Here is a 20142-nt window from a genome sequence, read left to right on the forward strand (position 1 = left end):
TAAAAACGTTATGAATGTTTCAACACCAAAACCATTAATTGATTCCCATTGTCATCTTCAAAGTATTGATTTAAGTGATTTTGCAGATGGTATGGACGAAATCATTAGGCAAGCTCAAAACAATGGGGTACAGAGTCTGCTCTGTGTTTGTGTGGAGAGTGACGATTTGCCATTGCTCTACAAGTTAGCTGACCGATATCCAACGATTAAAATTTCAGTGGGTATCCATCCTAACGCCCAAGTATCTGATGAACCGAAAGCAAATCAATTAGTTGCCATGGCAAATCATCCAGCGTGCATTGCGATTGGTGAAACTGGTCTTGATTATTACCGGACAGTTGATGAAACAATCAAACGGATGCAGCGTCTGAGATTTCGCGAGCATATACAAGCAGCACTGCTCTCTAAAAAACCTTTGATCATTCATACGCGTGAGGCTTCTGACGATACCTTATATCTGTTAGCTGAAGAACATGCCGCAGAGATTGGCGGTGTTATGCATTGTTTTACTGAAACATGGGATGTCGCCTGTCGTGCTCTGGATCTTGGATTTTATATTTCATTTTCAGGCATTGTTACCTTTAAGAATGCAACACAATTGCATGAAGTTGCTAAAAAAGTGCCCTCTGACCGCTTATTAATTGAAACCGATTCTCCCTACCTTGCACCTGTCCCTTTTCGCGGAAAGCAAAATCATCCAGCATTGGTCAAGTATGTGGCACAAGCCTTGAGCGAACTGCGTCAGACTAATTATGAAACCATCGCACAACAAACAACAGAGAATTTTTATCGATGTTTCAAGCTCCCTATCCCGATGACACTAGAGCAATGATGAAGTTATATATTGGATTAATGTCGGGTACAAGCATGGATGGGATTGATGCTGCCTTGGTTGATCTAACGACCAATACCCTTGTTACTGGTATAACGTGTTCCTATAGTGAGGAAACTCGAACATTCTTACGGGCTGTTTTATCAGGAGAAATAACTGGCATGGCGGCCCTATGCCAGTTAAACCATTTGATTGGTAAAGAGTTTGCGTTTGCTGTACAGCAATTGTTGGAAACAGCAATGATTACCCCGCAACAAGTGATTGCTATAGGCAGCCATGGTCAAACGATTGCGCATGATGCTACCGCCAACATTCCTTATACGTTGCAATTAGGTTGCGCGCATACGATTGCTGAGTTAACTGGCATAACGGTGGTTGCCGATTTTAGAACACGTGATTTGGTAGTAGGGGGACGGGGTGCACCATTTGCTCCGATTTATCATCAAGTTTTATTTGGGCAGATGGATTACCCCTGTGTAATCGTGAATATTGGCGGCATTGCCAACGTTACCTTTCTTAACGCGGGAGGAAGCTGCGGCTATGATACTGGTCCAGGTAATTGTTTGATGGATATGTGGGTGCAGAGGCATCTTGGATATTCCTACGATGAGGCAGGGCGTTGGGGAGCAACGGGGCAAGTTGTGAAGCCTTTATTGACGGCATTATTAGCCGATCCCTATTTTAAACGTTTGCCACCAAAAAGTATTGGCAAAGAATATTTTTCGGATTCATGGTTATTGAACTATCTTGGGTCCGATTACACAAAACAGGATGTACAAGCGACCTTACTGATGCTAACTGCAACAACGATCAGTCAAGCGGTAAAGGCTGCTGATAAGCAACCTAAACGACTTATGATTTGTGGGGGTGGTGCTCATAATACTGCTTTATGTTTGGAATTAGCCCGATTATTGCCAGACTTGATTGTTGATAGCACACAATCGGTGGGTATCGATCCCGATTTTATTGAAGCCATGATGTTTGCTTGGTTGGCAGAAAAAACATTAAGTCAGATCTCTTTGGATTTAAGCGGCATAACCGGTGCAAATAAACCAGTTATATTAGGTGCAGTGTATTACTCTTCTCAGGCTAAAGGATGATGATGGCGGCTTGCAATGTTCATATCGGCCATTGACAAATACCCCTCCCATTGGGTTTAATGACTTTTTTTCATAAATTATGATATTAACTTGAGCACCTATCATCTGCCATCCTCACAACATAGCCTGTTGAAAGCGTATGCTATATTTTTCTTGGCGGCATCGTTTTATCTGTATGAGTTTATTCTGCAAGTAGCACCCAGTGTCATGGCCAATTCCATGATGAAAACGTTTCATGTCACTGCTGAAGGATTTGGTGTGATCTCGGCTTTTTATTTTTATGCTTACGCGCCAATGCAGCTGCCTGCTGGTGTGTTATTTGACCGTTATGGACCAAGAAAATTAATGACGTTTGCATTGATGTTGTGTGCGTTTGGATCTTTTTTCTTTGCTTCTACCGACAGTGTTTTTACAGCTTCCATAGGGCGTTTTCTCATTGGCATTGGATCGGCCTTTTCCTTTATTGGAGTACTGGTTTTATTATCACGGTGGTTTCCTCCGCAATATTTTGCCATTTTAGCAGGGATCGCTCAGTTAATGAGCTCGGTGGGGGCTATGTTTGGCGAAGTGCCATTGGCCTCGTTGATAGAACAAGTTGGCTGGCGGCAGGCAAGCTTTATTCTTGCCATTGTCGGTTTTGTTCTAGCTTTATTGCTTTGGTTGTTTATTCGTGATTATCCTCACCAACCAACACAATCATTACCTACGCAGCGTTTCCGCGATGAATGGAAGCGTCTAAGAGAAGTGTGTCGATGCTCTTATACCTGGTTGACTGGAGCGTATGCTTTCTCTATTTGGACACCGATTGCTGTGTTTGCTGCCCTTTGGGGCGTGCCTTACTTGCAGGAAAAATATCAAGTCAGTGTGGTGGTTGCTTCTGGCATGTGCAGTATGATTTGGTTAGGTATAGGGATAGGCAGTCCGTTATTAGGTTGGATCAGTGATCGTTTTAACAGCAGGCGTTTAGCTCTAAGCATCAGTGCAATTTTTGGCTTATCGGCCACATTAATTATATTGTATGTTCCTTATGTGTCGGTTAGCTGGGTTTATGCAGTATTGTTTATGCTTGGTTTAGGGGCTGGAGGACAGACGGTTAGTTTTGCCGTGGTGAAAGATAATAATCCAGCCCATTTGGTTGGAACAGCCTGTGGTTTTAATAACTTGTCTGTATTACTGGGGGGAGCTATTTTTCAACCATTGGTAGGTGTTATTTTACATCGTAGCGAGAGCTTGCGAGTAGTCCATGATATATCAGTCTATACGATTGGCAGTTACCAAAAAGCGTTAATGGTTATGCCATGCTGTTACCTTGCCAGTCTAATTCTTGCATTATTCTTAATCAAAGAATCACACCCCGGTCGAAAGATGAGATAAATCAGAGGGTGTTAACAGGTTCTTAGAGCGCGTTGTCACGAGACTGTTTGGCTGCAAATTGAGCTAACTGATGTTGTTGTTTAATCATATTCAACCGTTGCAGAGCGAAAGGGTATTTGTAACTGTCTTTTGTAGGTAGCTTTGCCAAATCTTTGCCGCCTGCTTGTGCGTGGTTATGTAAAATTTGCGGCAGTGAAGTGTGTTTGCCATTTTTAAAAATATCATATAAAACTATAAAGGTGCTTGTACGTCCTGAGCCACCACGACAATGGAAATAAACCCAGGTATTCGCAGGAATCGTTTGCACGAATTGTCTGAATGCTTTTATTTGAGCAGTGCTTGGTGAGGCATGATCTGGAATGTAAAAGCGTTTATACCCTAGATTTAATTCCTTGGCTAATTGCTGTTCGTCATAGATTGTTTCAGGTGTATATAAAATGGTCTGAGTTTTTTCTATAACGTCCTCTAAATTTTTACGTAAGATCTTATGCAGTGTGACGTTGGTTTGCTTGGCAAGAGTCGTCAGAAGACGAGATTGCTGCGATTGAATCAAGAGCGCGGATTTGCCTTTATTACCCCAATTTTTCACTCCATACCAGCTTATAGGCAGGTCATCCACAAAGCCATGCGATTCTTGACGCAAATCGACAATAATGATGGGGGCATTGATCTGCTTTTTAATGTTAATTAATTGCGAGCGAGTAAACTGACCACTGCCAATGACCTGTATGCCTTCTGTATTTATAATACGAAACCGTTTCGGCATAGGTGCTGAGATATCTTGATCAATCACAAGATATGGGCTGGAATCAGCGGCAAAACCCATTGCGGGAAAAAACAACAGAGCAATCAGGGCGGATAAATACGTTTTCAAATCAGCACTCGGGTAAATTGACTGCCAATCCACCCATCGATGTTTCTTTATAGATACTTTGCATGTCCATGCCAGTTTGTTTCATGGTTTTGATGACTTTATCCAATGAGATTTGATGTTGGCCATCACCGATTAATGCCATACGAGAGGCGTTAACTGCTTTTACAGCACCCATGGCATTTCGTTCAATACAAGGAATTTGCACAAGTCCTAAGACCGGATCGCAAGTCATACCTAAGTGATGTTCCATGGCAATTTCGGCCGCATTCTCAATTTGCTCAATGCTGCCGCCTAACACAGCCGTAAGCCCTGCAGCTGCCATGGAGGAAGCAACACCAACTTCTCCTTGACAGCCAACTTCAGCGCCCGAAATAGAAGCCCCTTTTTTATATAAGATGCCGATTGCAGCAGCAGTAAGAAAATAAGTAAAAATATCCTCCTTGGATAATTTGCTGTGTGCTTCCTGGCAATATTTTAAGACAGCAGGGATAATTCCGGCAGCGCCATTTGTTGGTGCGGTAACAATTCGTCCGCCGGCAGCATTTTCTTCATTGACCGCCATGGCATAGAGGTTTAGGCGATTCATAATATCAGATTGTTCGTAAATACTACGGACGCCTTTTTCAGCATGCAGTTTTTTATATAAGTCCGGTGCCCTTCGTTTCAAATGCAATCCACCTGGTAACATTCCATTATGATGGCAGCCATTTTCAATGCATTCATTCATCACCTTAGCAATATCAAGAATACCGGCATGAATCGACTGATCATCACGCCAGGTTCGCTCGTTAGCCATCATTAATTCAGCAATAGTCAGTTGATTTTTTTTGCAGTGTTCTAGTAATTGCTTGGCTGTGTCAAACGAATAAGGTAATGGGTGTTCTTTATGGACGGCTTGTGCAAATGATTCTTCTGTTGCAATAAAACCGCCGCCAATAGAATAATAAATTTGCTCCAGTAATAACTGGCCATTTTTATCGTATGCACTAAATCGCATGCCATTACTGTGCCTGGGCAAGAGTTCTTTTTGATAAAAAATAAAATCATCGGTTTCATGAAAAGGAAGCGATTTTTTGCCGGCCAAGCAAAGGCGATTGGATTTTAGGATTTCCTGCATGCGAGGTACCATGGTATCAGGAATGACGGTATCTGGCGATTTGCCTTCTAAGCCATTTAAAATCGCTTTATCCGTGCCATGACCTTTGCCAGTTAGGGCTAGAGAGCCATAGAGTTCAATTTTAATGCGTTCTGTTTTCTCAAATAACCGAGTCGTTTCCAGTTGCTTTAGAAATTCATTGGCGGCCAGCATCGGACCTACTGTGTGAGAGCTAGAAGGACCAATGCCAATAGAGAATAAATCAAACAGGCTGATGTTCATAACACTAAACTCAACGATTGAATTTGTTGTACATATATATTGTTATCTTAGCATACCTCCCACACTCCAAAGTAGCTCTATTGTTCATTATTTTTTGTCAAATAGGGTTTGCTGTCCGACTGATCTGTTCTGTCCTTTTTCTTGCTTATCCCTGGTACAGGAGTAAATTTGTCATTTATCCTAATTTTATCGATAATGCATGCATTTGTGCTCTGAGAAAAATATGATTATATCGGTGTATGGTGCTGGTTATGTGGGCTTAGTGTCGGCTGCTTGCTTTGCTAAACTTGGGCACGAAGTGATTTGTGCCGACATTAGTAAACAACGAATTGAGGAACTTAAAGCAGGCAAATGTCCTATCTATGAGGCTCAGCTTCCAGCGTTATTGGTGGCAGAGATGCAGGCAGGCCGTTTGCATTTTACCTGGGATTTGGCTTACGCTGCCCAGCAAGGCAGTATCCATGTGATTGCAACGGGAACCCCTGGTTTGCCGGATGGGAGGGCTGATTTGTCGCAAGTGTTTGATGTTGTCAGTTTACTGGCACGTGAAACAAACAAAGACCTTGTTGTTGTCACAAAATCCACCGTTCCAGTAGGCACGGGAGATGAAATTGAGTCCCGGCTGCAACGAGAATTGTTAACGTTTCAAAAGCCTTATCGCAGTGAGGTCATATCCAATCCAGAATTTTTACGGGAAGGAACAGCCGTGCATGATTTTTTGCACGCTGATCGCATTATAATTGGCGGTGATGCTGCGGCGTTGCTGCCTGTACAAGCCATTTATCAACCATTAATTGAACAGGGTATTCCTCTGGTTTGCATGTCCCGCCATTCTGCGGAACTAACGAAATACGCTGCCAATACAATGCTGGCTTGTAAAATCAGTTTTATTAATCAAATAAGTCGTATTGCTGAAAAGGTCGGTGCAGACATTGATGAAGTCCGTGAAGGCATGGGGTTGGATCATCGTATAGGTCCTCATTTTCTACAAGCAGGTATTGGGTATGGAGGATCTTGCTTTCCTAAGGATGGGCGTGCGTTAATGCAAACAGCGGAGTCTCTTGGAGTAGATGTCCCGTTGCTTGCCGCAATAGAAGACATCAATTACCAACAAAAAAATTGGGTCATTGAACAGCTAAATCATCATTTTCGACATGCATTGCAAAACCGCGTGATCAGCATTTGGGGATTGTCGTTTAAGCCTGGAACGGACGATATACGCGAAGCCAGCAGTTTGGTTATCATTAAGCACTTATTGCAGGCAGGGGCACGATTGAGAGTGTATGATCCGGTGGCAATTCCATCGGTATGGGCGTTGTTTTCAGATAATCCAGCCATAACCTGGTGTGATTCAATTGAAGAAACGCTGCTGAACGGTGTGGATGCATTGATTATTGCCACTGAGTGGCAAGTATTCAAAACCTATCCCTTGGCAAGGCTTGCCGCGGTTCTTAAAGAGGCCCCTCTTATTGATGGCCGCAATTGTTTTGCGTTGTCACAAGTAGAAACAGCAAAAATAGCTTATTATTATTCAGTTGGCAGGCCATCTATTAAATCAGGTAAAAAATGGAAGGGTATTCACGATGCAGGTTAAAAAAGCCGTTTTTCCTGTTGCAGGCTTAGGTTCACGATTTTTGCCCGCAACAAAGGCCAATCCAAAAGAAATGTTGCCTATCGTTGATAAACCGCTTATTCAGTACGCGGTTGAAGAGGCAGTACGAGCCGGAATATCGCACATGATTTTTATCACCAGCTCTAGCAAACGTGCGATTGAGGATCACTTTGACAATCATTTTGAGTTGGAAATGCGCTTACAGGAACAGGGTAAAGATGAATTACTTGCGTTGGTAAAAAGTATTTCCCCGCCGGGCATACAATTTACTTATGTCAGACAACATCAGCCTCTAGGTCTTGGTCATGCGGTGCTTTGTGCAGAACATGTGGTTGGCAGTGAACCTTTTGCCGTTTTACTTGCAGATGATTTGATTGATGATTCGCAAGCACCTTGCCTGGTCGCCATGGCTGAAAATTTCAGGCAAGATGGTGACTCGGTTCTTGCTGTTCAACCAGTGCCATGGCAGGATATTCATCAATATGGCGTAGTTCGTGTTGCCGATGCTTCGCAAAATTACTCAGTTATCCAAGCCATGGTTGAAAAACCTGCAAGAGAGCACGCGCCATCCAATCTTGCTTCAGTGGGTCGTTATATTTTTACCTCAGCGATATTCTCATGCCTTAAACAGACAAACGTCGATCATCGTGGTGAAATTCAGTTAACCGATGGTATACAGAGACTACTTACTCAGGAGAAAGTGCACGCGTATCAATTTCATGGCAAACGTTACGATTGTGGTTCAAAATTAGGTTATTTACAGGCGACCGTTGCGTTTGGCAGGTACCATGCTGAGGTAGGTGAAGCATTTAGCAATTATTTACAGCAAATTCAGTATGAAAAAGTAGTTGGAAGTGCTCTTTGACCTTAGGTTAACAGGTTGAGCCAGCGAATAATTCCATTTTATGAACATCTCTGGCAAAATCCAATCTAACTTGAATAGTCCAGCGAGGCGTTATGAAAATTCTAGTTGCAGTGAAGCGTGTGATTGATCCGTACGTCAAGATACGGGTTAAATCGGATCACAGTGGGGTTGAAAACCAAAACATCAAAATGTCAATGAATCCCTTTGACGAGATTGCTGTGGAAGAAGCACTGCGGCTACGAGAAAAAAATCTAGCGTCAGAAGTCATTCTGGTAACGGTTGGGAACGATGCCAGTCAGGAGACTTTACGCCATGGTTTAGCGCTCGGTGCTGACCGTGCCATCCTTGTGCGGACGGATGCATCCTTTGTTAGTTTAAATATTGCCAAAATTCTGCAAAAAATTGTCCTGGATACCCAACCTGAATTGGTTATGATGGGTAAGCAATCCATTGATGGTGATAATAATCAAACACCGCAAATGCTTGCCGCTTTACTTGGCTGGCCACAGGCAACTTATGCCTCAGAACTATCGTGCAAGTCAAACCAGTTGCAAGTGACTAGAGAAATTGATGGTGGATTGGAGACGCTTCAGTTGCAACTGCCAGCAGTTGTCAGCACGGATCTTCGCTTGAATGAGCCGCGTTATGCTAGTTTACCCAATATTATGAAGGCTAAGCAAAAGCCGCTGGAAATGATTGACCTTGATGCATTGAATCTAAGTTTAAAGATTCATACTCAAGTGTTAAGTGTCACCCCTCCACCGGCAAGAAGAAGTGGAATCAAAGTAAGTTCTGTAGAGGAATTGATTGATAAACTACAACATGAAGCCAAAGTGCTTTAAGGGAGGATAAGACGGTGAGTGCTTTAATTCTTGTTGAACACGATAATCAACTAATTCATCCTTCCACCCGCCATGTATTGGCAGCGGCGTTGCAATTAACTGAAAAACCAGTGTTGCTGGTGGTTGGCTATCATTGTCAATCCGTGGTGGAACAAGCCGCAATACTGAACGGCGTGAGTGGAGTTTGGCAGGTCGATCATGCATGTTATGAGCATCCCTTGGCTGAGAACGTCGGAACATTGGTGGCAGAACTGGCTTCTTCATTCACTTATATTTTATCTGCATCCTCAACGTATGGTAAAAATATATTGCCTCGTGTTGCAGCCTTGTTGGATGTTGCTCAGGTGTCCGATGTTACTCGTATTGTAAGTCCTGATACATTTGAACATCCGATTTACGCGGGAAATACTATAGAGACCGTGAAACTATTAGATGAGAAAAAAGTTTTAACCATTCGAACAACGGCGTTTGATGCAGTGATTGATGAGCAGACCGCTTGTTGTGTTGAAACGATTGAAAAAGTATATCAACCAATGAATTCTGTGTTTATTAGTCATGAGTTAAGTCAATCTTCTAGGCCAGAATTAAGCGGTGCTAAGGTCATCGTTTCTGGTGGGCGTGGTTTGCAAAGTGCAGAAAAGTTCAAACTAATTGAGGAATTAGCCGATGTTCTAGGGGCGGCGGTTGGCGCATCAAGAGCTGCGGTAGATGCCGGTTTTGTGCCTAATGATTATCAAGTTGGCCAAACAGGAAAAGTGGTGGCACCAATGCTTTATATTGCGGTGGGAATTTCTGGTGCCGTACAGCACTTGGCTGGCATGAAAGACTCCAAGGTCATTGTTGCTATTAATAAAGATGAAGATGCCCCTATTTTTCAAGTCGCTGATTATGGCTTGGTGGGCGATCTATTTGAAGTCGTGCCTCAGCTGATCGCTCAATTAAAGTGAGATGGCTTGACTTATTTATTTGTGTCTCTATAAAAAGCGTCGTGTAAATTCTTCCTTTATTAAAGGAAATGGGAGGGATCACCTATGTTGTGTAAATTCCTCTCTTGTAATCATTAATGTATTTTTTAAAAAATAGGAGTATGTAATGTTAGTTGGCGTGCCAAAAGAAATTAAACCACAAGAGAACCGGGTTGGACTTGTTCCTGCGAGCGTTCGCGAGGTTGTCCGAGTTGGCGGCCAGGTTTTAGTAGAAAAAAATGCTGGAATAGGCATCGGTATTACAGATGAACAATACCAGATGGCGGGCGCTGAAATTGTCGACACCGCAGATGAATTATTTTCCAGAGCAGATTTAATTGTCAAAGTAAAAGAGCCACAGCCGGTGGAGTGTCGACGTTTACATGAAGGCCAGACGTTATTTACTTATTTGCATTTGGCGCCGGATCCTCAACAGGCTCGCTTGCTTAAAGAATCGGGAGTAACTGCCATTGCCTATGAAACGGTGACTCAAAATGATGGTGGTTTACCTTTGTTGACCCCTATGTCGCAAGTAGCAGGACGTATGTCCATTCAAGCCGGAGCCCATTGCCTAGAGATGGCTCAAGGGGGTAGTGGGGTATTATTAGGTGGCGTGCCAGGTGTGTCACCTGCCGATGTTGTCGTGATTGGTGGTGGCGTGGTTGGAACAAATGCAGTGCGTATGGCCATGGGTATGGAAGCACATGTAACGGTCATTGATAAATCATTACAGCGCTTGCGCGAGCTTGATTTTCAATTTGGTTCTAAATTAAATACGATTTATGCAACCGCTGAAGCACTTGAGCAGTATGTCACTTCTGCCGATTTGGTGATTGGAGCCGTCTTGGTGCCGGGAGCCGCTGCTCCTAAACTCGTGACTCGTATGATGTTGCAAGCCATGCGGCCTGGTTCTGTGGTTGTGGATGTAGCCATTGATCAAGGCGGATGTTTTGAAACCAGTCGACCTACTACACATCATGAACCAACTTATGTAGAAGAAGATGTTGTGCATTACTGTGTAGCCAATATGCCAGGTGCTGTACCCAGAACTTCGACGTTTGCTTTAAATAATGCCACGTTGCCCTTTGTTTTGAGTTTGGTGAGTAAAGGAGTAAAGTTGGCTTTATTGAGCGATGGCCATTTACTGAATGGCTTAAATGTTCATAAAGGCATGATTACCCATGAGGCAGTAGCGCGTGAATTGGGCTATGACTACATTACCGCAACGGATGCGCTCGCCAGTTAGATAAGAGCTACATTGTAGCCCGGATAGTGCAAAGGCACTTAAAGCACCCATTCAAGCCTGGTTAACAGATGGGTGTTAACCAGGCTACAGTGTCGAGCGATATCCAGGAATTGGTGTTATCCAGGTATTATTTAAAACAAATGTTCCTGGCTTCCCTCTCCTTGCGTATTTGCTGTCTCAGTTGAGCTATCATCCGTGCCAGGGACTTCTTCTTTACGAAAATATTCAATAATGCCATGGTCTTGATTTGCTTGCGCAACAAGACCTGTCGAGGGATTAATACGCACAGCAACAATGTTTTCCGGCTGTTTGAGTTCTTGTTCGGGTTTGTCTTGTAATGCGACTTTCATAAAATCAATCCATAAAGGCAAGGCTAAGCCAGCTGCGTATTCATGGAGAGAGCGTGGGGTGTCAAAACCGACCCAGGTTGTTACGACAAGATCAGGATGGTAACCTGCAAACCAGGCATCGACTTGATCATTGGTTGTCCCAGTCTTACCAGCTAAATCCTGACGATTCAATACTTTTGCAGCTCGTGCAGTACCTTCTTGGATGACTCCTTTTAACGCTGTACTCATTAGAAAGGCAATATCTTCCGGTACGACACGTGGTGCCATCATATCCGGATCGATGTTTTTATCAGCGCATGGCTCGTTGCAAGCAATTAAGGGCTTTGCCTGTAATAGAATTTTACCTTCATCATCGGTAATGCGGTCAATTAGAAAAGGTTCGACCTTGAATCCACCATTAGCAAATATGGCATACGCTGCGGTCAGATCCATGGGGCTGACAGACAAACTGCCTAATGCCAAGGATAGAGCATGTGGTAGGTTTTCTTTATGAAAACCAAAATGAGTAATAAAATCAATAGCATAATCAATACCAATATCATCCAGAATACGGATAGATACCATATTACGAGAACGAATTAAGCCTTCTTTTAAGCGTGTTGGGCCATTAAACTTACGATTATCATTATGAGGGCGCCATAGATTTGCCTGACTAGGGTCATCAATAACAATAGGGGCATCATTCACGAGGGTTGCCAATGTATAGCCTTTATTCAAAGCGGCAGCGTAAATAAAAGGTTTAAAGCTGGAACCCGGTTGCCTGCCTGATTGGGTGGCGCGATTGAATTTGCTTCTTTCAAAATTGAATCCGCCTACGAGTGCTTCAATAGCCCCATTTTTGGGATTCATGGCAACAAGAGCGCTTTCAACGAGTGGAATCTGACATAGTTGCCACTGCTCATTGTGATAGCGAACATACACAATGTCACCTTCAGAAACCACTTGTTTTGCTCGTGTTGGTGCCTTTCCTACCCATCCTTTTTTAAGGGCTGGTCTTGCCCAGGAAAGGCCATCCCAGAACATTGTGAATGGCTGACGACGACGGGAAATGGCAGTGGCTTCTTGTTCACCGACCGTCAAAATAATAGCAGGTTCTAAATCGTTAATCACAGGATATTGAGTGAGTAGCTCGTGAAGTTGATCGACGGAAGATGGATCAATGTCTCCAACATTGGCAATGGGACCCCGATAACCATGCCGACGATCATAAGCAAGCAAATTTTTCTCAATGACTTGGTTTGCAGCGATTTGCAGCGGTCCTTTAATGGTTGTATAGACTTTGTATCCTTTTGTATAGGCGTCAGATCCAAAATGGTCATAGAGTGACTGTCGAATCATTTCAGCAACGTAAGGAGCATTTACCTCAAGAGTGGCACCATGATATTTAGCAGTAATTGGTTGATTGATAGCGTCATGATACTGTTCTTCGGTAATGTATTTTTCTTCAAGTAATCGTTCAAGAACATGATCCCGACGTTTTTTGGCCGCTAGAGGATTGACGATAGGATTTTGTGTTGATGGTGCTTGAGGTAAGCCGGCAATCATGGCCAATTGAGCAAGATTCAGATCTTTTAAAGGTTTGCCATAATACACTTGGGCTGCAGCGCCTACGCCATAAGCCCGATTACCTAAATAAATTTTGTTTAGATAGAGTTCAAGAATTTTTTCCTTACTTAATTCTTTATCGATTTTGATGGCGAGAAGAATTTCATTAAATTTTCGTAAAAAAGTCTTTTTGCGATTCAAGAAAAAATTCCTTGCAACCTGCATTGTAATGGTGCTGCCACCTTGCGATTTGGTGCCTGTCTGAATCATACGTATTGCTGCACGTCCTAGTCCTAAAACATCAACACCAGGATGGTCAAAAAAACGCTGATCTTCAGTAGCAAGTACTGCATAAACCAGGGTTTTAGGTATTTCATTGTAACTGAGTGGAATTCGCCTTTTCTCACCATATTCCTGGATTAATAAACCATCCTGAGTATAAATTCGTAAGGGAACTTGCAATTGAACCGTTTTTAAGGAATCCACATTAGGCAGTTGGCTTTCCAGATAAAGATAAAGCAAGCTTATACATACCAGAAGCAAAAAGGATAAGCTAAGCAATGCCCAAAGGCCTTTACGCCAAAAATACGCGGTTTTTTTCATTTAGATTGAGGTCACTTTAAAAATATTCATTATCCAGGAAAAACCACGCCATGGCTATCCTGTAGTCATGGCGTGGTTTAAGATTTTTTCTATGCGTAGAGGATTATTCAAAAAATGTCCACTTGCGTCAACTATATCACTTTTTTATCCCTTATTACTCTTATAAGTCAGGTTTATGTTGAGCTTGGGGAGGTTCTGCTCCTTCAGTTTCTGTTTTAGGCACTCTGGGGAACCTATGATCTGGGAAAGCAAGTGCGGCAGCCAAACCCCATGGCCCAAAGAAAGTTCCGCGATGCATCAATAATGGCGTGCGTCCGATGGTGAGTCTGCTAGTTGGAGCCGGTATTGTGGGGGAATCATCACCGCCTTTTCTAACAGGCGAAGCACCGTCCATTAATGGGTCAGTTTCCAAAATAGCGGGTAATTCAGAGGGTTGTTTTTCAGCTAATTCACGTTCTAATTGGGCATTTTTTTTCCTACTTTGTTGCAGTTCAATATCTTTGGTACGGATGATTTGTTCTAATGCAGCAATTTTAGCGGCTTGAACAAAAGCAGTTACTTTTAAGTCGACAAGGGTTGGGTTGTCTGTGTAGGAAATGTCTACTATCGGTAATAATAACTCGTTTATAACAGCCCCTGAGACGCTCCAGCTGGCAACAGGCCAGATGCCTGTGATAAGACCATAATGTTGTGATGTTGTGGCACCATAGTTTATGGGGATTTGCGAACTTTGGCGTGTATTAAGTAAAAGCACTACATCCTTATAAAATTGAATTAATTGCGTTCTTAAAGCATCGGCATGTTCTCCCTCAAGCGAGATTTTCCCATCCACAATCGGTTTAATGGATTGAATGATATGCAATAAATAGTTAAGTAACGGTCGGCGGGTGGCATCAGACGCTGTTGATTCAGTAATCAGGACACTAAGGCGGGAGTCTATATCCTCACATGCCAATAGATCATGCACGGTTGTTTCTTCCGGTGTTTCGCTCGCTGAAGTTTTCCTAGCATGATAGCGGACAATAGCAGTAACCAGTGATTTTAGTAGATCAGGTAACGTGGACATAATGGCTCCTTGTTTTTGTTCCTTAATGTACGAGTGAAGGTTACGCTCGTATTTTCTCACTATATTTTAAGTAATATGATAATTGCAAGGATAGTTTGAGCAGTATCGAGTCAAAAATAACAGCTTGATGTAACCACTAATCTTTTTTGCTATAACCTTTGGAAGTCCTAAGCATGTATGTTTATGAGAACTTACTAAAAAATTTCAATTTATTATAAGTTAAGATAAGATAAGCCATGTGAAAGTTGCTTGCTTGGGTCATAAAAAATCTTGACATCAGTCCTTACCGTCAGAGATTTGCAACATTTGCAGTCGTAGAATGGATTGGGGATATGCCTAAGGATATGAATGGCAATACAGGGAGAAAATGCACGTGCTTAAATGGTTTAAATCTAGGCAGCGTAAAATACTTGGTATAGATATTAGCGCAACTTCCGTAAAAATTCTTGAAATTTCTGTCTCGGGCGATCGATATTGCATTGAAGGATATGGCTGTATGATGTTGCCGGAAACAGCAATGGAAGGTAGCGTGATCAAAGATGTTGATGCTGTGGCTGATTGCATTAGACGGTTACTGTCCAGCGAACATTTAACCTGTAAGCAAGCAGCGCTTGCTGTTCCTGATTCGTCCACCATCAGTAAGGTCATTCAAATTAATGAAGGCTTAAAAGAAGAAGAAATGGAAGAAGTTGTGGTTATGGAAGCCGATAAACTGATTCCTTATCCAATTGATGAAATCAATCTTGATTTTGATGTCTTGGGACCCTCCAGCAAAAATACAGCGATGGTGGATGTACTTATCGTCGCATCTAGGGCGGAAAATGTAAGCAATCGTGTGGAAGCAGTAACTCGCGCAGGTCTTGAAGCTAAAATTGTAGACATTGAGTCTTATGTTGTTGAACGCGCAGCCCAGCTTCTTGTATCGGATTTACCAGCAGAAGGCACGAATAAAATCATTGCAATCATTGATATTGGCGCTGCCTATACCCATTTTTTTGTGTTACATGGCCTTAAAATTATTTTTGCCCGCGAAGAGGAATTCGGTGGTCAGCAATTGATAGAAACCATTATGCAACGATACGGAATGAAAGCCGAAGAAGCAGAGATTGCTATGGAACAAGGAACGTTGCCTGAAGATTATGAAAGAGAGGTTTTACAGCCATTTCAAGAATTAATTTTGCTGCAGGCAAAGCGTGGCTTACAATTCTTTTTTTCTACCAGTGATCATACTTATGTTGATTATATTTTATTGGCAGGTGGTGTTGCAAAACAACCAGGCATTGCACAATTGCTGCAGGAACATGTCAATATTCCAACCGGCATCGCTAATCCCTTAAAACATATGGACGTTGCAAATAACATTAATCAAGAGCGAGTGATATCTGATTCTCCAAGATTACTGATAGCCTGTGGATTGGCATTACGTGCTTAATTAAACCGCCTTTATTTTCCGCGGTGAAAAGAGAGTATATAGAACCTTAAAGTAAAGGATGCTGAGGACAGATTGAATGACAGAAATTAATTTACTGCCATGGCGCGAATTAAAACGAGAACGCGAAAAAAAACAATTTACTATTTATCTTTTTTTGGCGTTGATTAGCGCAGCAGCGGTGGTGTTTTTGATTAATATTTATGCAAAACAATTGATTGAGCATCAATCTTCTCGCAATCAATTGTTGGAAAATGAAATTACAAGACTGAAGCAACAGATAAAAGAAATTGAAGAAATTAAAGCAATACGTGAAGCATTGATTGCCAGAATGATCATCATTCAGAATTTACAAGCGACACGCAGTCTTACTGTACGTCTCTTTGATGAATTAATTAAAATAATGCCCGATGGTGTCTTTTTAACGTATGTTGAACGAAAAGAAGATAAGATAACGATTTTGGGTTATGCTGAGTCAAACAGTAATATTTCTCAGCTGATGCGTAATATTGAAAACAATAACTGGATTAAGGAACCCTATCTTACGGAAATCAAAAAAACGCAGGAGGAATCTTCTTCGCGTGTCGAAAATGAATTTAAGCTAAGTTTTATTCTTAGTCCAAAATTTGATGGTCAGAATCATGAATAATTTCAATTTAAATGAACTGACGTTGGAAAATGTAGGGCAGTGGCCAAAAAGCATTAAAATTGGAGTCATTGCTTTTTTATCAATTCTGGTCATATTTATGGGCTATTGGTTCATTGTTAAAGGTAATTTTGAACAATATGATACTTTGAAAGCTAAAGAAGCTTCTCTGAAAACGGAGTTTGAGTTAAAACAGCATCAAGCATCCAATTTGCAGGCTTATCGTAATCAGATGCAAATCATGCAAGAACGTTTTGGCAAGATGCTTAGACAACTACCAACTCAAAATGAAATGCCTGGTTTATTGGAAGACATCTCAAAAACTGGAATTGCAAGTGGTTTGACGTTTGAATTGTTTGCACCAATGCCAGAAGTTCAGCATGATTTTTATATTGAATTGCCCATTAAAATCACGGTGATGGGGAATTATCATCAATTCGCGGTATTTTTAAGTCGGGTTGCTGGCATGGGTCGAATTGTGACGGTGCATGATTTTGTAATAGAAGGCGCTGCTACCGATAAACAAAAGAAAGGCAGTGCCGGCGATCAGTTGATTATGAAAATGACGGCTAAAATTTACCGGTATCGTACACTATGATGCTCTTAAATAGACATTTGTTGATATTATTCTCTTTATTCATGCTAAGTGCTTGTGGGATGGATGAAAACAGTGAGCTTCGCCGTTACATGCATGAAGTCAAAACAAGACCTGCAAAGCCAATTGAACCCATTCCTGTCTTTGAATCATTGCCAAAGTTCGTATACCCTGAGGAAGAAAAACGGCGCAGTCCATTTAAACCTATTATCGCTGAGCAGCAGGAAGATAGGCTCGCACCGAATATTGATCGACCGAAACAGCCTTTGGAGGCATTTCCACTGGACGCATTAAAATTTGTTGGTATTTTAAAAGAAGGTACGACGGTATGGGGGTTAATAAGCCAACCAGGCGGATTGATATCTCGAGTCAGGCCAGGTGATTATATGGGTAAGAATTATGGACAAATTGTTCGTATTTCCGAGACTGCTATCGAATTGGAAGAAACCATAAAAGTGGCAGGAAAGTGGGAGAAAAAACGGATCACATTAACGCTTCATCAGCCTTGACTGCACAGAGCCTAATGTTGGTATCATTTCAAATAGGAGACGGACTTGCATAGAATTATCAGCGTATTTTTATTGTGTCTAATAACTTGTGCCACTCTCTATGCTAAAGATAATGCTTTAACGGCGGTAAAAGTGACTCCTATGCCGGATAATCGAGTTCGTCTTGATTTTCAGTTCGCCCAGCCGCTTGCTCAGTTGCCTGCCAGTTTCATGACGCAAAAACCATCTCGTTTGGTGCTTGATTTTATTGACAGTAAGAATCAGCTCAATGCATCTCAGACATCAAAAAAAGTTGAGATTGCTTCTTTAACGAAGTATAGAATTGTATCCGTTGGCGATCGAGTCAGAGCCATTCTGGATTTATCGGATTCCGTGTCTTATTCAGGCCATATGGTCGACAATGTGTATACCCTCATATTACGAGGGAAAGGGAATGAGCTTATCTCAAAACATAAAGAAGTGTTTATAACGAATCAGCGAGTTAATGCACGTCATGGCATTACCAACATTGATTTTCGTGGTAGTGAAAATCAGGGAGGTCGGCTTATTGTCAATGTATCTGATGCCGGCATTCCAATTGAGGTTAGTCAATCGGGAAAAAAAGTAATCGTTGAGTTTAACAGTACACGTTTGCCACAACGTTTACAGAAACGTTTTGATGTGATCGATTTTCATAGCCCAGCTCAGGTCATTACAGCCGAGCAAAATGGCAAAAATGCAATCATTACCCTGTTAAACAAAGGGGACTACGGCCATTTTGCCTATCAGGTCAATAAACAGTTTATCGTTGATGTATTTCCTCTGACCGCAGAGGAAATACAGGAAGCAAAATTAAAGAAAAAAGTATTTACTGGAAAACGGATTTCTTTGAATTTTCAGGATATTCAAGTGCGGGCAGTGTTGCAATTACTGGCAGAATTTACTGGAGTAAATATTGTTGTTAGCAATCGGGTGGATGGCAATATTACATTACGATTAAATGACGTGCCTTGGGATCAGGCTTTGGATATTATTTTGACCACTCAGGGGCTTGATAAACGCCAGGTGGGCAATGTGATATTAATTGATAAGGCAGAGGCATTTGCTGCTCGGGAAAATGAGGAATTGCAAGCTCAGCAGGCCGCAAAAAAATTAGCACCTATACGTTCGGAGTTATTACAAATTAATTATGCTAAAGCGGCCGATATTGCAACCATGCTGAAAGACAAAGACAATTCATTATTATCTGATCGTGGTACATTAAGTGTAGACACCAGAACCAATACCATTTGGTTGCAGGATACAGGTGCGCAAATTGATGAAATTAGAGAACTGGTTAAACAATTAGATATTCCAGTTAAGCAAGTCTTGATTGAAGCGCGCATCGTCAATGTGACGAAGAATTGTGCAGAAGACATTGGTGTTCGTTTTGGTGTTTCAAGACCAACTCATTTAAGTGGGACACTGGAAGGTGCAAATGCCTTGGCTGGAGGAACGCCTGCGGCGGAAGTGCCTATTCCTGATCGGCTAAATGTTGATCTTGGTGCGTTTCCAGTCGATGCTTCTCCAGCGTCAATTGGCATTGCCCTGGCAAAATTAGGCAATGGGGTGCTGCTTGATTTGGAGTTATCTGCTTTAGAAAGTGAAGGGCGTGCCGAGATTATTGCTAGCCCACGCTTGATGACAACGAATCAACAGGCTGCGGTGATTGAATCTGGGGAAGACATTCCATATCAGGAGGCAACATCAAGCGGAGCAACTGCCGTGGCTTTTAAAAAAGCGGTATTAAGCCTGAAAGTGACACCGCAAATAACACCGGATGGCAAGTTGTTAATGGATTTACAAATTAACCAGGATTCAGATTCTGGAAGACGAGTGCAGGGTGTGCCTATTATTTTAACCAAATCCATTGAAACGAATGTCTTGGTTAATAACGGTCAAACAATTGTTTTAGGAGGAATTTATAAACAGGATAAAAATAATTCCATTACACGTGTGCCGTTTTTAGGGGAGTTGCCATTAGTAGGTAATTTATTCAGTCGCAGTCAGGCAAGAACCAGTAATGAGGAGTTGCTCATTTTCATTACTCCTAGGATAATAACCAACAATTTGTCGATTACAACCATTGAAGGACCACGACAGCGTTTTGCCCATGGTGTGGAACTGGATAAATTTGGCAAGCCGATCGCACCGATGCACCCTATGGGGCAGCCACTTCCAGCAAAGGTAGTTGTGCCGGTAAGACCATGGAAACCTTGAGTTGCATAGAAAATTTATGCAATTTTATGATTAATAGATTCATCTCCGATAAAAATGCTATATTTTAGACGAG

The 20142-nt window shown here is 42.1% G+C and carries 17 protein-coding genes; 13 read left to right on the forward strand and 4 right to left on the reverse strand.

All coding sequences use genetic code 11. The annotated features are described in order from the left end of the window. The first annotated feature begins 10 nt into the window (after window positions 1-10). From E1O52_RS02350 to E1O52_RS02360, 3 genes are all read left to right on the forward strand, one after another. Window positions 11-832: a TatD family hydrolase gene (locus tag E1O52_RS02350; protein ID WP_133127100.1), complete on the forward strand. Its 822-nt coding sequence runs from the start codon at window positions 11-13 to the stop codon at window positions 830-832. Next, entirely contained in the window at window positions 832-1932 is a 1101-nt protein-coding gene (locus E1O52_RS02355; RefSeq protein ID WP_133127211.1) for an anhydro-N-acetylmuramic acid kinase, read from the forward strand. Before E1O52_RS02350 ends, E1O52_RS02355 begins: the two co-directional genes overlap by 1 nt. A gap of 90 nt (window positions 1933-2022) precedes the next feature. Beyond that, a complete protein-coding gene (locus tag E1O52_RS02360) occupies window positions 2023-3306 on the forward strand; it encodes an MFS transporter (protein WP_133127101.1) in 1284 nt (427 codons plus the stop codon). A 22-nt stretch (window positions 3307-3328) separates the two neighbouring features. On the opposite strand, the gene E1O52_RS02365 is transcribed toward E1O52_RS02360, so the two are convergent. Together E1O52_RS02365 and E1O52_RS02370 are read right to left on the reverse strand one after the other, a co-directional pair. Beyond that, window positions 3329-4213 carry a phosphatase domain-containing putative toxin gene (locus E1O52_RS02365; RefSeq protein WP_133127102.1) on the reverse strand — a complete coding sequence of 295 codons (885 nt, stop codon included), beginning with the start codon at window positions 4211-4213 and terminating at the stop codon, window positions 3329-3331. Beyond that, the gene (locus E1O52_RS02370; protein WP_133127103.1) at window positions 4182-5558 is read right to left on the reverse strand and encodes an L-serine ammonia-lyase; all 1377 of its coding nucleotides are present in this window, start codon (window positions 5556-5558) and stop codon (window positions 4182-4184) included. Before E1O52_RS02370 ends, E1O52_RS02365 begins: the two co-directional genes overlap by 32 nt. A gap of 223 nt (window positions 5559-5781) precedes the next feature. Between E1O52_RS02370 and E1O52_RS02375 the strand changes: the two genes are divergently transcribed. The 5 genes from E1O52_RS02375 (at window position 5782) to ald (ending at window position 11088) form a co-directional block, all read left to right on the forward strand. Beyond that, window positions 5782-7152 carry a UDP-glucose dehydrogenase family protein gene (locus tag E1O52_RS02375; protein ID WP_165474685.1) on the forward strand — a complete coding sequence of 457 codons (1371 nt, stop codon included), beginning with the start codon at window positions 5782-5784 and terminating at the stop codon, window positions 7150-7152. After that, the gene (gene galU, locus E1O52_RS02380) at window positions 7142-8035 is read left to right on the forward strand and encodes a UTP--glucose-1-phosphate uridylyltransferase GalU (protein WP_133127105.1); all 894 of its coding nucleotides are present in this window, start codon (window positions 7142-7144) and stop codon (window positions 8033-8035) included. Before E1O52_RS02375 ends, galU begins: the two co-directional genes overlap by 11 nt. 92 nt (window positions 8036-8127) lie before the next feature. Beyond that, window positions 8128-8877: an electron transfer flavoprotein subunit beta/FixA family protein gene (locus tag E1O52_RS02385; protein WP_133127106.1), complete on the forward strand. Its 750-nt coding sequence runs from the start codon at window positions 8128-8130 to the stop codon at window positions 8875-8877. Between the two features lie 14 nt (window positions 8878-8891). After that, window positions 8892-9824 (forward strand): electron transfer flavoprotein subunit alpha/FixB family protein, encoded by a 933-nt coding sequence (locus E1O52_RS02390; RefSeq protein WP_133127107.1) that lies wholly within the window; start codon window positions 8892-8894, stop codon window positions 9822-9824. A gap of 145 nt (window positions 9825-9969) precedes the next feature. Beyond that, complete coding sequence (gene ald, locus E1O52_RS02395) at window positions 9970-11088, forward strand: alanine dehydrogenase (protein ID WP_133127108.1); 1119 nt, start codon at window positions 9970-9972, stop codon at window positions 11086-11088. 131 nt (window positions 11089-11219) lie between these two features. Here ald and E1O52_RS02400 read toward each other — a convergent pair whose 3' ends face one another. Together E1O52_RS02400 and E1O52_RS02405 are read right to left on the reverse strand one after the other, a co-directional pair. Beyond that, a complete protein-coding gene (locus E1O52_RS02400) occupies window positions 11220-13586 on the reverse strand; it encodes a penicillin-binding protein 1A (RefSeq protein WP_133127109.1) in 2367 nt (788 codons plus the stop codon). Between the two features lie 160 nt (window positions 13587-13746). Further along, entirely contained in the window at window positions 13747-14652 is a 906-nt protein-coding gene (locus E1O52_RS02405; protein WP_133127110.1) for a hypothetical protein, read from the reverse strand. Between the two features lie 373 nt (window positions 14653-15025). On the opposite strand from E1O52_RS02405, the gene pilM reads away from it, so the two are divergent. The 5 genes from pilM (at window position 15026) to E1O52_RS02430 (ending at window position 20069) form a co-directional block, all read left to right on the forward strand. Beyond that, window positions 15026-16084, forward strand: a complete 1059-nt coding sequence (pilM, locus tag E1O52_RS02410) for a type IV pilus assembly protein PilM (RefSeq protein ID WP_133127111.1) — start codon at window positions 15026-15028, stop codon at window positions 16082-16084. 76 nt (window positions 16085-16160) lie between these two features. Continuing rightward, a complete protein-coding gene (locus E1O52_RS02415; protein WP_133127112.1) occupies window positions 16161-16730 on the forward strand; it encodes a PilN domain-containing protein in 570 nt (189 codons plus the stop codon). Beyond that, complete coding sequence (locus E1O52_RS02420) at window positions 16723-17325, forward strand: type IV pilus inner membrane component PilO (protein WP_133127113.1); 603 nt, start codon at window positions 16723-16725, stop codon at window positions 17323-17325. Before E1O52_RS02415 ends, E1O52_RS02420 begins: the two co-directional genes overlap by 8 nt. Continuing rightward, window positions 17322-17831, forward strand: a complete 510-nt coding sequence (locus E1O52_RS02425) for a pilus assembly protein PilP (RefSeq protein WP_133127114.1) — start codon at window positions 17322-17324, stop codon at window positions 17829-17831. The genes E1O52_RS02420 and E1O52_RS02425 overlap by 4 nt, the downstream gene beginning before the upstream one ends. Window positions 17832-17876: 45 nt before the next feature. Beyond that, window positions 17877-20069 carry a type IV pilus secretin PilQ gene (locus E1O52_RS02430; RefSeq protein ID WP_133127115.1) on the forward strand — a complete coding sequence of 731 codons (2193 nt, stop codon included), beginning with the start codon at window positions 17877-17879 and terminating at the stop codon, window positions 20067-20069. Window positions 20070-20142: the final 73 nt, after the last annotated feature.

Source organism: Legionella nagasakiensis (genome assembly GCF_900639915.1).
Lineage (GTDB): Bacteria > Pseudomonadota > Gammaproteobacteria > Legionellales > Legionellaceae > Legionella_A > Legionella_A nagasakiensis.